Source organism: Pantoea sp. USHLN298, assembly GCF_037149395.1.
In the GTDB taxonomy this organism is placed as follows: Bacteria; Pseudomonadota; Gammaproteobacteria; order Enterobacterales; family Enterobacteriaceae; genus Pantoea; species Pantoea astica.
On the sequence record NZ_JBBCRO010000001.1, the window covers coordinates 822376 to 834242 of the forward strand.

Genomic DNA, 11867 nt, shown 5'->3' on the forward strand with positions numbered 1-11867 from the left:
CGCAGGCGAGATGACAAAGCGCATACCGTTAAAGTGATTCAGAACGGTGATTAATCATTTTTCATCTAAATCAATAAGCTGCAATCAGATCCAGTCACAAGTTTATGGCGGTTGTGTGATCCGGCCCGCAACGTTGCCGTCAGCCATTGCCTAAACTTATGGCAACTTAACATTGTGTGCGGTTTTAATCGGCTCATAAGGATGGAGGTGCAACATGAAACATCAACATTGTCGCGTCGCGGGTAATAGTTTGATGGTACTGGGATTACTCACAATGGTAATGGGTGTTGGCTATTCAATTATCAACCAGTTACCGTCGCTTCATCTGCCACAGTTTCTGGCGCACGGTGCGATGTTCAGTATTTTTATCGGCGCGCTGCTGTGGCTGGTCGGCGCACGCGTCAGCGGTCGTGAAAAAGTGGAAGATCGTTATTACTGGCTGCGTCATTACGACAAACGCTGCCGTCGGTCTCATCACACCCATCACTAACGGATGGCTGCCGATATCGGTTGCTGTTCAGTACGATTTCTGCCGCTGGCTTTGGCGCGATAAAGCGCCTCATCGGCCAGCGCCAGTAAATCCTCGAAGCGGTGCTGGCGATGGGTCGCTGTGGCAAATCCAATGCTGACCGTATAGTCTACGGCGCTGGGTTGTGACTGACTGGTCGCCAAACGAATCGCTTCACACCAGGCCTGTGCTTCCTCTGCACCGGCCGGAATAATCGCTGCAAACTCCTCACCGCCCAGTCGGGCAAAACGTCCTTCTACCGGGATCAGTCCGGTTACTAACTGGCAAAAGTCGATCAAAATCTGGTCGCCCTGATGGTGTCCATAACGGTCATTGACGCTTTTAAAGTGATCGAGGTCGAACAGCACCGCAGTAAACGGGCGGTTCTGCCGATGGCAGCGCGCCACGATTTTCTCCGCCTCAAGGAACAGCGCCCGCCGGTTCCAGACGCTGGTCAGCGGATCGTGCAGTGAGGCGTATTTGTAGGCGATCTGGGTGCGCTCATTGACCATCGCCAGAATGGTGAAGGTCAGGCCGATGACAAACAGAATCGATTCCAGAATCACATAAACCGAAAAGTCAGACCCGCCAATCGCACCGTGCAGGCGGGTCGGTATCGCCTTGTCCAGCAGCATCCGCGCCAGATGAAACAGCAGATGGATCCACAGCAGCAGTTGCGCGGGCCAGAAGGTGACTTTCAGCGAGTCACGGGCCAGCCATAACAACTGGATCAGCGCCGCCGTGTATGCAACACAGGCGATGCACAGCACCAGCACCCGCTTGGGTAAGCTGTAGTAGAACGCTGGAAAACAGCAGAGGATCGCCCAGAGCAGTGCGCCCAGCAGCCAGCCGGTGCCGATCTTTTTACCGCAGAATAAGCGAAAGGCATTGAGTAAGCCGCCATAGGCCAGCATCACCAGCACATTGCCAGCGGCAACCGGCAGAAACTGCATTCCGCTGCTGCGTAAACTGCTAAAAAACACCGCCACCAGGGTAAAAACAAGCGACAGGCAGGTAAAACCCAGCACGCGATCGTATTGCGATCCCATCCAGGCAAAAACCATGATGATGCTTAAAAAACCCAACACGTAGAGCTCACAAATAAATAGCGTATAGATATCCAGAGTCATAGTGGTGGCGTTGTGATGAAAAGTGCGCAGCAAATTATCACTTAACCGTCTGGGGCAGAAGTGAGGAATGCGGCGTTTTACTAAAAGAGTGGGTGGCGTTGAAAATAACCGATTTCGGGGAAATTTATCGCGGGAATAGCACTAAAGGCAGCGAGTTAATCGGGCCGTCGCACAGATGAAAAAAACCGGGCATGAAGCCCGGTTTCGCGAAGATTAATGCTCGAACATCGCCGAGATTGACTCTTCGTTACTGATGCGGCGAATCGCTTCAGCCAGCATGCCAGACAAAGTCAGGGTGCGCACATTCGGCAGTGACTTCATCTCTTCAGACAGCGGAATGGTATCGCAGACAATCACCTGGTCGATCACCGACTTACGCAGGTTTTCAACCGCGTTGCCTGAGAAGATCGGGTGCGTTGCGTAAGCAAATACGCGCTTCGCACCGCGCTCTTTCAACGCTTCAGCCGCTTTACACAGCGTGCCGCCGGTGTCGATCATGTCGTCGACCAGCACGCAGTCGCGGCCAGCAACGTCACCAATAATGTGCATCACCTGAGAAACGTTCGCGCGCGGGCGGCGTTTATCGATGATTGCCATATCGGTGTCGTTCAGCAGTTTAGCGATAGCACGGGCACGCACTACGCCACCAATATCGGGAGAAACAACAATCGGGTTTTCCAGACCAATCTGCAGCATGTCTTCCAGCAGAATCGGGCTGCCAAATACGTTATCAACCGGGACGTCGAAGAAGCCCTGGATCTGCTCGGCGTGCAGGTCAACCGTCAGAACACGGTCAACACCGACGCTGGAAAGGAAGTCTGCCACTACTTTAGCGGTAATAGGTACACGCGCGGAGCGCACGCGGCGATCCTGACGGGCATAACCAAAGTAGGGGATGACTGCGGTAATACGACCAGCAGAAGCACGACGCAGCGCGTCGACCATCACAACCAGTTCCATCAGATTATCGTTGGTGGGAGCACAGGTGGACTGGATGATGAAAATATCACCACCGCGTACATTTTCGTTAATCTGTACGCTCACTTCACCGTCACTGAAACGACCAACGGCGGCGTCTCCCAGACTGGTGTAAAGGCGGTTGGCAATACGTTGTGCTAGTTCCGGGGTGGCGTTACCAGCAAATAGCTTCATATCAGGCACGAGAAGAACCTCAGGCTTTGCGTCCAGAGAATGAACGGCACGACAGTAACCGGCGAATACGGTCATGGGCGTTCACACGGGTGTGTTGATGCGAAACGTGCAGTGTCTGGAACGGGGTGACACTGTCACGCATTCGCTAATCGCCTCGCAGGGCACGCTGTAGCGGCGAAACATTTACGCCTCGGGCTACAAATCCGCGCACCCCATTCGGGGCAAGTTCCAGCACCTGACGAGCAGCAGACTCGGTGTCAAATTCAGCAAACACACAAGCGCCAGTGCCAGTCAGGCGCGACGGCGCGTATTCTAGCAGCCAGGAAACAAGCTCTTCAACCTCGCGAAAACGTTTTCTTACCACTGCTTCACAATCATTAGCGAAGGGTGAGGATAAAAGCGTCGCTAAACTGCGCACCGGCGTGTCTCGCGTCAGCGCGGGGTCGTTGAAGACTGCCGGGGTGCTGATACTCACGCCGGGATGGGCGACAAGATACCACTTTTCTTCCGGCTCTGCGGGCTGAAGTTGTTCACCGACACCCTGAGCAAAGGCGGCGAAGCCTTTTACGAACACCGGAACGTCGGCACCGAGCTGCACGCCAATGGCCGCCAGCTCATCCGGCGTCAGGCCGGTTTGCCACAGATGATTGAGCGCCACCAGCACGGTTGCCGCGTTGGATGAGCCGCCGCCGAGACCACCACCCATCGGCAAACGCTTCTCAATGGCAATCTGCGCGCCAGCCTGGGCGGGCAGCGTCTGCTTCGCCTGAGCCGCCTGTTTTAAGCGTTCGGCCGCCCGGACGATCAGGTTATCCGCCTCGGCCACGCCTGCGACCGGCGTCAGCAGCTGGATGCGATCGCTCTGATCGACCGTAATCTGCAACCTGTCGCCATAATCGAGAAACTGAAACAGCGTCTGCAGGTTGTGATAGCCGTCGGGACGACGGCCGGTGATGTAGAGAAAAAGGTTCAGTTTTGCCGGTGATGGCCAGTAGGTGATCATTGAACGGTCCAGCTGTCCATACGCAGTTTAATCCGCTGATCGCCTTCTTTCAGCTCCAGACTGGCGGGCAGCGGCGGCGTCACTTTGCTGTCGTAACCGGCAATCGACACCTGCCAGCTCTGGCCATCACGGCTGTAGTTCAGGCTGCGCAGCTGGTAGTTCTCATTAAGCTGATAGTCGGTGGCTTCGCCTGGCAGACCCATCATCCACTGACGCAGGTTAGCCAGCGGAATGTTCATCCCGGTCAGCTGCGAAATCATCTTCTGCGCGTCGTTACTGACGTAGCGTTTGCCTTTGTTGTCAACGATCTGCACCACTGTACCCTGGGCATCCAGCTGCAACTCGGTGCTGCCGAGCGGATTGGTCAGCAACAGGCGATAACGATCGGGCGCGGTCTGCTGCCAGTTAAAGCGTGCGTAGACTTTTTGCTTGTCAGAAAGGTAAGCAAAAGCGCCGCGCGTCTGATAATGCGTGACTTTCGATACTGCCTGCTGATGCTGTTGCCACTGTGGCGCAGTTACGCTGGGGCCCGGACCTTGCGGTTTGTTCACGCTACAGGCAGCCAGCAATACGCTGGCAAGGGGCAAAATGCGCAACAGAGTGCGTGGTGAATAAAGCATCAAGTGGTCATCTCCTCAGACACGTTTATAATTCGTAACGGATAACGCTAACCATCCGTATTTAAGCCGTCAATGCTGTTATGCAGCAAATTGAGCACGATCAGGTTAATCTTATTACAGTCATAGGCTTTGTATGGCTTTTCTTGATCTGTCGCATCTTGTAGAATGCGCCTCACAAAACCCTGACATTATTGGGACATCCCAACCGAAACCACCATGACGCTGCTCGCTCTCGGAATCAATCACAAAACTGCCCCCATTGCTCTGCGCGAACGTGTCTCGTTCGGGCCGGAGACGCTTGAGCAGGCGCTGAACAGCCTGTTATCACAGCCAATGGTGCAGAGCGGCGTGGTGCTGTCGACCTGTAACCGGACCGAACTCTACCTCAGTGTAGAGCAGCAGGCTGATTTGCAGGCGCGTCTGGTACGCTGGTTATGCGACTATCATCAGCTCGATGAAGAAGACGTACGCAACAGCCTTTACTGGCATCAGGATAACGAGGCGGTCAGCCACCTGATGCGTGTCGCCAGCGGGCTCGATTCACTGGTGCTGGGTGAACCGCAGATTCTCGGCCAGGTGAAGAAAGCCTTTGCCGACTCCTCGCGCGGCCAGGCGCTGAGCAGCGAACTGGAACGCATGTTCCAGAAAACCTTCTCCGTCGCCAAACGGGTGCGGACCGAAACTGATATCGGTGCCAATGCCGTCTCGGTGGCGTTTGCCGCCTGTACCCTGGCGCGTCAGATTTTTGAATCGCTCTCTTCCGTCAACGTGCTGCTGGTCGGTGCCGGTGAAACCATTGAGCTGGTGGCGCGCCATCTGCGCGAGCATCAGGTCAAAAAACTCATCATCGCTAACCGCACTCGCGAGCGGGCGGAAACCCTGGCGAACGAAGTCGGGGCCGATGTCATCAGCCTGGCGGAGATTGATGCCCGTCTGGCCGAAGCTGACATTATCATCTCTTCCACCGCCAGTCCGTTGCCGATTATTGGCAAAGGCATGATGGAGCGCGCGCTGAAGGCACGTCGTAATAAGCCGATGCTGCTGGTGGATATCGCCGTTCCGCGCGATGTCGAGCCGGAAGTGGGCAAGCTGCCGAATGCCTATCTCTATAGCGTCGATGACCTGCAGGCGATTATCGAGCAGAATCTGGCGCAGCGCAAAGCCGCGGCAGTGCAGGCCGAGAGCATCGTGGTGCAGGAGAGCGGCGAATTTATGGCGTGGCTGCGTTCTCAGGGCGCGGTCAACACCATTCGTGAATACCGCTCTCAGGCGGACGAGATCCGTGCTGAGCTGGAAGGCCGCGCGCTGCAGGCGCTGCAACAGGGTGCCGACCCACAAAAAGTGATGCAGGAACTGGCACACAAGCTGACCAACCGTTTAATTCACGCACCAACCAAATCGCTTCAGCAGGCCGCCCGCGACGGCGATAATGAACGCCTGCAGATTTTACGCGACAGCCTGGGTCTCGAGTAGGCACCAGGCTGCTGCCACCTGTTACGGGAATCCCACATTTAAATGAAAACCTCTATAGTTGCCAAACTGGAAGCCCTGCAGGAGCGCCACGAAGAAGTGGAAGCGATGCTGGGCGATGCTGGCGTGATCGCCGATCAGGAGCGTTTCCGTGCGCTGTCACGCGAATATGCCCAGCTGACCGATGTGACCCGTTGCTTCCGCGACTGGCAGCAGGTGCAGGAAGATATCGAAACCGCGCAGCAGATGCTCGACGATCCTGAAATGCGCGACATGGCGCAGGAAGAGCTGCAGGCGGCGCGTGAGCAGAGCGAAGTGCTGGAGCAGCAGTTGCAGGTGCTGTTGCTGCCGAAAGATCCCGATGATGAACGCGCCTGCTTCATCGAAGTGCGCGCCGGGACCGGCGGTGATGAAGCGGCGATTTTCGCCGGTGATCTGTTCCGCATGTACAGCCGCTATGCTGAAGCGCGCCGCTGGCGGGTAGAGATAGTCAGCGCCAACGAAGGCGAACATGGCGGTTACAAAGAGGTGATCGCCAGGGTCACGGGCGACGGTGCCTATGGTCGCCTGAAGTTTGAATCGGGCGGACACCGGGTTCAGCGCGTGCCTGAAACCGAATCACAGGGCCGAATCCATACCTCCGCCTGCACCGTGGCGGTGATGCCGGAAATTCCTGAAGCGGAACTGCCGGAGATCAACGCCGGCGATTTGAAGATCGATACCTTCCGCTCATCGGGCGCCGGCGGTCAGCACGTTAACACCACCGACTCAGCCATCCGTATTACTCACCTGCCGACCGGCATTGTGGTGGAGTGTCAGGACGAACGTTCGCAGCATAAAAACAAAGCCAAAGCGCTGGCGGTGCTGGGCGCGCGTATCCACGCCGCTGAAATGGCCCGTCGTCACGCCGCTGAAGCCAGCACACGTCGTAACCTGCTGGGCAGCGGTGACCGCTCCGACCGTATTCGCACCTACAACTTCCCGCAGGGCCGCGTCACCGACCATCGCATCAACCTGACGCTTTACCGTCTGGATGAAACTATGGAAGGCAAAATCGACAGCCTGATTGAGCCGATCGTGCAGGAATATCAGGCGGATCAGCTGGCGGCGCTGGCTGGACAGGATTGATGGAGATTCGCCACTGGCTGAAACAGGCCGTTGCGACCTTGCGCGGCGGCGAGAGTCCAAAGCGCGATGCTGAAATTCTGTTAAGTTTTGTGACCGGCAAATCGCGCAGCTGGCTGATCGCTTTTGATGACACCGTGCTGAGTGAGGAGCAGCTGAGCCAGCTTGATGCCTTGCTGAGCCGTCGCGCCCGCGGTGAACCGGTGGCGCATCTGGTTGGCGAACGTGAATTCTGGTCGCTGCCGCTGCGCGTCACGGACGCCACGCTGATCCCGCGACCGGACACTGAGCTGCTGGTTGAGCAGGCGCTGGCACATCTGCCTGCGTCTTTCGCCACCATTCTTGATCTGGGTACCGGCACCGGCGCGATTGCACTGGCGCTGGCCAGCGAACGGCCTGACTGCCAGGTCACCGGGGTGGATCGTATCGCCGAAGCGGTGGAACTGGCGCGCAGTAATGCGCAGCGGCTCAACCTTACCCATGCCCGTTTCCTGCTCAGCCACTGGTTTCAGCAGCTCGCCCCGCAGCGATTTGACCTTATCGTCAGCAATCCTCCCTATATTGATGCCTGCGATCACCACCTGGAACAGGGCGACGTGCGGTTTGAGCCGCGCAGCGCGCTGGTGGCGGCTGACGCCGGTCTGGCAGATTTACGCACGCTGATAGAGCAGTCGCCTGACTGGCTGCAACCCGGCGGCTGGCTGCTGCTGGAGCATGGCTGGCAGCAGGGCGATGCGGTGCGTGAACAGATGCGCCAGCAAGGCTATCGCGCGGTAGAAACCGTCAATGATTACGGTGGCAATCCTCGTGTCACCCTGGGACAATCTTCAACCTGAAAACGGACTGACAAGGACGCACCATGTACGCCTGGTACCCTCTGATCAAAAATGTTCACCTGTTAACGGTGGCGATCACCATTTTTATGTTTGTGCTGCGTTTTTACTGGCTGCGCAGCGGGTCAGCGATGCTGTCGCGGCGCTGGGTGCGCATTCTGCCTCACGCTAACGACACCCTGTTACTGTTGACCGGTGTCTCACTGGTGATGATTACGCACTTCTATCCCTTCACTCCGCAAGGAAGCTGGCTGACTGAGAAGCTATTAGGGGTTATTATCTACATCGCCTTAGGATTTGTGGCATTGAGCCGCCGACCACGCACTGACCGTACCCGCTGGATTGCGTTTCTGGTGGCGTTAATCGCACTGGTGCTGGTCATTAAGCTGGCGCTGAGCAAAATGCCGTTGTGGGGATAGCATGACCTCTACCGAACAATTAGATTTTAGCCAGACACCGTTATGTGAAGCGGTGATTGGCGCTACGCTTGCCATCCGCGCCGATTTCCCGGCCGTGTCGGTGGAAGCACAACTTGCGGCCCTGGTGGCCGAAGCGCGTGACTATGTCAGCCACGCCGAAGATGCGGATCTGCAACTCGAAAAATTGCTGGAGCTGTTCTATCGCCAGTGGGGTTTTGGCGGCGCCAGCGGGGTATATAACCTTTCTGATGCGCTCTGGATCGACAACGTACTGAAAACCCGGCAGGGCACCGCCGTCTCGCTGGGCGTTATTCTGCTGCATATTGCGGCTGAGCTGGAGTTGCCGCTGATGCCGGTGATCTTCCCAACCCAGCTGATTCTGCGTGCCGACTGGATTGATGGCGAAAAATGGCTGATCAATCCGTTCAATGGCGAAACCCTGGATACCCATACGCTGGAAGTGTGGCTCAAGGGCAACATCAGTCCGACCGCGCGGCTGTATGATGACGATCTCGATGAAGCCAAAACCGTCACCGTGATGCGTAAAATGCTCGATACGCTGAAAGCCGCCCTGATGGAAGAGAAGCAGATGGAGCTGGCGCTGAACGTCAGCCAGGTGCTGTTGCGTATCGATCCGGACGATCCCTATGAAATCCGCGATCGCGGTTTGATCTATGCGCAGCTGGAATGCGAACATATCGCGCTGAATGATTTAACGTACTTCGTTGAGCAGTGTCCTGAGGACCCGGTCAGCGAAATGATCAAAGTTCAGATTCACGCAATCGAACAAAAACAGGTCACGCTGCACTAAGCGTACCCACTGAAAAGGAAAGGGCATGACACAGAAAGTCGTGAGTATTGGTGACATCAGAGTAGCAAACGATCTGCCGTTTGTGCTGTTCGGCGGGATGAACGTGCTGGAGTCGCGCGACCTGGCAATGCGCATCTGCGAACACTATGTAAAAGTGACTGACAAACTCGGCATTCCTTACGTGTTCAAAGCGTCGTTTGATAAAGCTAACCGTTCATCTATTCACTCCTATCGCGGTCCGGGCCTGGAAGAAGGCATGAAGATTTTCCAGGAGCTGAAGCAGGCTTTCGGCGTGAAAATCATCACTGACGTCCATGAAGCATCGCAGGCGCAGCCGGTGGCCGATGTGGTTGACGTTATCCAGTTGCCCGCTTTCCTGGCGCGTCAGACGGACCTGGTGGAAGCGATGGCGAAAACCGGTGCGGTAATTAACGTTAAGAAGCCGCAGTTCGTCAGCCCTGGCCAGATGGGCAACATCGTGGATAAGTTTGCTGAAGGTGGTAACGAGCAGGTGATCCTGTGCGACCGCGGCAGCAACTTCGGTTATGACAACCTGGTGGTCGACATGCTTGGCTTCAACGTGATGAAGAAAGTGACCAAAAATAGCCCGGTGATTTTCGACGTGACTCATGCGCTGCAGACCCGCGACCCGTTTGGCGCCGCGTCTGGCGGACGTCGTGCGCAGGTGGCTGAACTGGCACGTGCCGGTATGGCGGTGGGCATTGCCGGCCTGTTCATTGAAGCACATCCGGACCCGGATCACGCCTTGTGTGATGGTCCTTCTGCGCTGCCGCTGGACAAACTGGAGCCGTTCCTGATGCAGATGAAGGCGATTGACGATCTGGTCAAGAGCTTCCCGGATCTCGATACCAGCAAGTAAGTAACGGCCGCAACGAAAAAAAGAGCGAGAAATCGCTCTTTTTTTTCGTCTGCGAAAAGGGTTGTTACAGCATGATGGTGACCAGGTAACCGGCAAACAACGCCAGGTGCGCTGCACCGTTCAGCACGTTGGTGCGGCCGGTAGAGAAGGAGAGCTGACACAGGATCAGCGACGCCATCATAATGACCATCTGTGGCGGCTCCAGGCCAAAGATCAACTCCTGGCCGGTCAGAGTGGCAATGATAGTCACCGCCGGGACGGTTAACGAGATGGTGGCCAGCACGGAACCAAAGAACAGGTTCATGGCGCGCTGCACCTGGTTCATCAGCACCGCTTTGATCGCGCCCAGGCCTTCAGGCGAGAGGATCAGCAGCGCCACCAGGAAACCGGTGAACTGTGCCGGCGCATTCATTTCGGTCAGCAAACTTTCCAGCGTGTTGGCATTCATTTTGGTCACGGCGATCACCGCAATCAGATGCACAATCAGCCAGACGGTATGCCAGATGCTGCTGTGGGCCGAGGGTTTGCCGTGATGCGGATCGCCATCGTCACTCTCATCTTCATGTTCATAGATAAACAGGCTTTGGTGAGTCCGGGTCTGGATCAGCAGGAAAACGCCATACATCGCCGCTGAAATTGCCGCGATCAGCAGCGCCTGCGCGGTGGAAAAGTTGCCGCCGGGCAGGGCGTTGGGAAAGACCAGCACCAGAATCGCCAGCGGGAAGATAGCGATCAGATATTGCTTCACGCCCGCCAGATTAACGTATTGCGTTGCAAACTTATTACCGCCAAGCAGCAGGGCAAAGCCTACCAGCCCACCGGTCACGATCATGACAATCGAGTAGAGCGTGTCACGCATCAGGCCAGGCGCGGCATCGCCGGTCGCCATCAGCGCCGAGATCAGACTCACCTCAAGGATTACCACCGATAAACTCAGAATCAGCGATCCGTAAGGCTCACCCAGCCGGTGTGCCAGCACGTCTGCGTGCCGCACTACGCTGAACGCGCTGCTAAGAATGGCAATCAGGGCCAGAATGTTGATACCGACGACGATCGGGAACGAGGTTTGTGCGCCAAAAAAGTAGAGTACACCCAGCGTAACGATGGGGAATATCAGCGAGAATTCCTTGTGACGTGTTTTTTCATGTGAAGGCATTCACCATCCTCTCTGGTTAATGATCATAAGGGCAGCGGCTGCTGCTGTAAAAATATAATCAGTTTTAGGGCAGGGCGCAGTTTATCTTTTCAGCTGACTCAACGGGGAAAATTTACTGCTTTTTACTTATTCTCAATAAATGAACGTAAGCCTCTTAACCAGATATTATCATCAATATTTCATTATTAATCAGTTAACAATAAAAATCCGAAACCCATCCTTTCATCGTGATAGTCGGATAAAAAGTCTCAGATAACTGCATTTACAGTGCCGATAATCGATTTTTAATCTGAACCTGGCATAAATCGGCATTTGTAATTTTCCGCTGCTGGGCCAGACTTAATATTACCCTGTAAAGCGAGGAGCAAACATGCCTTACGATAACCGAAACGATCTACCCGACAGCGTCAGACACGTACTGCCGGCCCATGCGCAGGATATCTATCAACAGGCATTCAACAGCGCCTGGTCACAGTATAAAGACGCCGACGATCGTCGTGGTGATGAGTCCCGCGAAGAGGTGGCGCATAAAGTTGCCTGGTCGGCGGTAAAGAAAGAGTATGAAAAAGGGGATGATGATAAATGGCATCCTAAGCGTTAACGCCGGCAGGTAGACGGATTTCAGCAAAGGGCCAGAAACATCTGGTCCTTTTTTGCCTCTGCGCTATCAGGTTTATCTGGTTTTTTTTATCCTGCGACCCACCTCACGCTTGAAACCCGTCCGGTAAATGGATTAATGTCAATTTTATGAACGAAACGC

Annotated in this window: 13 protein-coding genes; 8 read left to right on the top strand and 5 right to left on the bottom strand. The window is 55.6% G+C overall.

Going from position 1 to position 11867, the window contains the following annotated elements:
- Nucleotides 1-214: 214 nt before the first annotated feature.
- Nucleotides 215-490 (top strand): stress-induced protein YchH, encoded by a 276-nt coding sequence (gene ychH / locus WFK59_RS03945; protein WP_336755065.1) that lies wholly within the window; start codon nucleotides 215-217, stop codon nucleotides 488-490.
- Here the strand turns inward: ychH and WFK59_RS03950 are convergent.
- The 4 genes from WFK59_RS03950 to lolB all read right to left on the bottom strand — a co-directional run bounded on the left by WFK59_RS03950 (nucleotide 487) and on the right by lolB (nucleotide 4413).
- Nucleotides 487-1638 (bottom strand): GGDEF domain-containing protein, encoded by a 1152-nt coding sequence (locus tag WFK59_RS03950; RefSeq protein WP_336755137.1) that lies wholly within the window; start codon nucleotides 1636-1638, stop codon nucleotides 487-489. The genes ychH and WFK59_RS03950 overlap by 4 nt on opposite strands.
- A gap of 213 nt (nucleotides 1639-1851) precedes the next feature.
- The gene (gene prs, locus WFK59_RS03955) at nucleotides 1852-2799 is read right to left on the bottom strand and encodes a ribose-phosphate diphosphokinase (protein WP_006118899.1); all 948 of its coding nucleotides are present in this window, start codon (nucleotides 2797-2799) and stop codon (nucleotides 1852-1854) included.
- A 136-nt stretch (nucleotides 2800-2935) separates the two neighbouring features.
- On the bottom strand, nucleotides 2936-3793 hold the full coding sequence (gene ispE, locus WFK59_RS03960; protein ID WP_233984536.1) for a 4-(cytidine 5'-diphospho)-2-C-methyl-D-erythritol kinase: 858 nt from the start codon (nucleotides 3791-3793) through the stop codon (nucleotides 2936-2938).
- A complete protein-coding gene (gene lolB, locus WFK59_RS03965) occupies nucleotides 3790-4413 on the bottom strand; it encodes a lipoprotein insertase outer membrane protein LolB (RefSeq protein WP_094121776.1) in 624 nt (207 codons plus the stop codon). The genes ispE and lolB overlap by 4 nt, the downstream gene beginning before the upstream one ends.
- 216 nt (nucleotides 4414-4629) lie before the next feature.
- On the opposite strand from lolB, the gene hemA reads away from it, so the two are divergent.
- Genes hemA through kdsA form a run of 6 tightly spaced genes read left to right on the top strand, consistent with a single transcriptional unit; the run spans nucleotide 4630 to nucleotide 9951 of the window.
- Nucleotides 4630-5886: a glutamyl-tRNA reductase gene (hemA, locus tag WFK59_RS03970; RefSeq protein WP_233984535.1), complete on the top strand. Its 1257-nt coding sequence runs from the start codon at nucleotides 4630-4632 to the stop codon at nucleotides 5884-5886.
- Between the two features lie 42 nt (nucleotides 5887-5928).
- Entirely contained in the window at nucleotides 5929-7011 is a 1083-nt protein-coding gene (prfA, locus tag WFK59_RS03975; RefSeq protein WP_233984534.1) for a peptide chain release factor 1, read from the top strand.
- Entirely contained in the window at nucleotides 7011-7844 is an 834-nt protein-coding gene (gene prmC, locus WFK59_RS03980) for a peptide chain release factor N(5)-glutamine methyltransferase (protein ID WP_336755067.1), read from the top strand. Before prfA ends, prmC begins: the two co-directional genes overlap by 1 nt.
- Nucleotides 7845-7867: 23 nt before the next feature.
- Nucleotides 7868-8260 (top strand): SirB2 family protein, encoded by a 393-nt coding sequence (locus WFK59_RS03985; RefSeq protein WP_233984532.1) that lies wholly within the window; start codon nucleotides 7868-7870, stop codon nucleotides 8258-8260.
- 1 nt (nucleotide 8261) lies between these two features.
- Entirely contained in the window at nucleotides 8262-9071 is an 810-nt protein-coding gene (sirB1, locus tag WFK59_RS03990; RefSeq protein ID WP_094121771.1) for an invasion regulator SirB1, read from the top strand.
- 25 nt (nucleotides 9072-9096) lie between these two features.
- Nucleotides 9097-9951 carry a 3-deoxy-8-phosphooctulonate synthase gene (gene kdsA / locus WFK59_RS03995; RefSeq protein WP_233984531.1) on the top strand — a complete coding sequence of 285 codons (855 nt, stop codon included), beginning with the start codon at nucleotides 9097-9099 and terminating at the stop codon, nucleotides 9949-9951.
- Nucleotides 9952-10015: 64 nt separating this feature from the next.
- On the opposite strand, the gene chaA is transcribed toward kdsA, so the two are convergent.
- Nucleotides 10016-11107, bottom strand: a complete 1092-nt coding sequence (gene chaA / locus WFK59_RS04000) for a sodium-potassium/proton antiporter ChaA (protein ID WP_233984530.1) — start codon at nucleotides 11105-11107, stop codon at nucleotides 10016-10018.
- Between the two features lie 370 nt (nucleotides 11108-11477).
- On the opposite strand from chaA, the gene chaB reads away from it, so the two are divergent.
- Nucleotides 11478-11708: a putative cation transport regulator ChaB gene (gene chaB, locus WFK59_RS04005; protein ID WP_233984529.1), complete on the top strand. Its 231-nt coding sequence runs from the start codon at nucleotides 11478-11480 to the stop codon at nucleotides 11706-11708.
- The last annotated feature ends 159 nt before the right edge of the window (nucleotides 11709-11867 follow it).

Coding starts and splice junctions, on each gene's coding strand:
- ychH (WP_336755065.1), top strand. CDS start 215: ATGAAACATCAACATTGTCGCGTCGCGGGTAATAGTTTGATGGTACTG.
- WFK59_RS03950 (WP_336755137.1), bottom strand. CDS start 1,638: ATGACTCTGGATATCTATACGCTATTTATTTGTGAGCTCTACGTGTTG.
- ispE (WP_233984536.1), bottom strand. CDS start 3,793: ATGATCACCTACTGGCCATCACCGGCAAAACTGAACCTTTTTCTCTAC.
- lolB (WP_094121776.1), bottom strand. CDS start 4,413: ATGCTTTATTCACCACGCACTCTGTTGCGCATTTTGCCCCTTGCCAGC.
- hemA (WP_233984535.1), top strand. CDS start 4,630: ATGACGCTGCTCGCTCTCGGAATCAATCACAAAACTGCCCCCATTGCT.
- prfA (WP_233984534.1), top strand. CDS start 5,929: ATGAAAACCTCTATAGTTGCCAAACTGGAAGCCCTGCAGGAGCGCCAC.
- prmC (WP_336755067.1), top strand. CDS start 7,011: ATGGAGATTCGCCACTGGCTGAAACAGGCCGTTGCGACCTTGCGCGGC.
- WFK59_RS03985 (WP_233984532.1), top strand. CDS start 7,868: ATGTACGCCTGGTACCCTCTGATCAAAAATGTTCACCTGTTAACGGTG.
- sirB1 (WP_094121771.1), top strand. CDS start 8,262: ATGACCTCTACCGAACAATTAGATTTTAGCCAGACACCGTTATGTGAA.
- kdsA (WP_233984531.1), top strand. CDS start 9,097: ATGACACAGAAAGTCGTGAGTATTGGTGACATCAGAGTAGCAAACGAT.
- chaA (WP_233984530.1), bottom strand. CDS start 11,107: ATGCCTTCACATGAAAAAACACGTCACAAGGAATTCTCGCTGATATTC.
- chaB (WP_233984529.1), top strand. CDS start 11,478: ATGCCTTACGATAACCGAAACGATCTACCCGACAGCGTCAGACACGTA.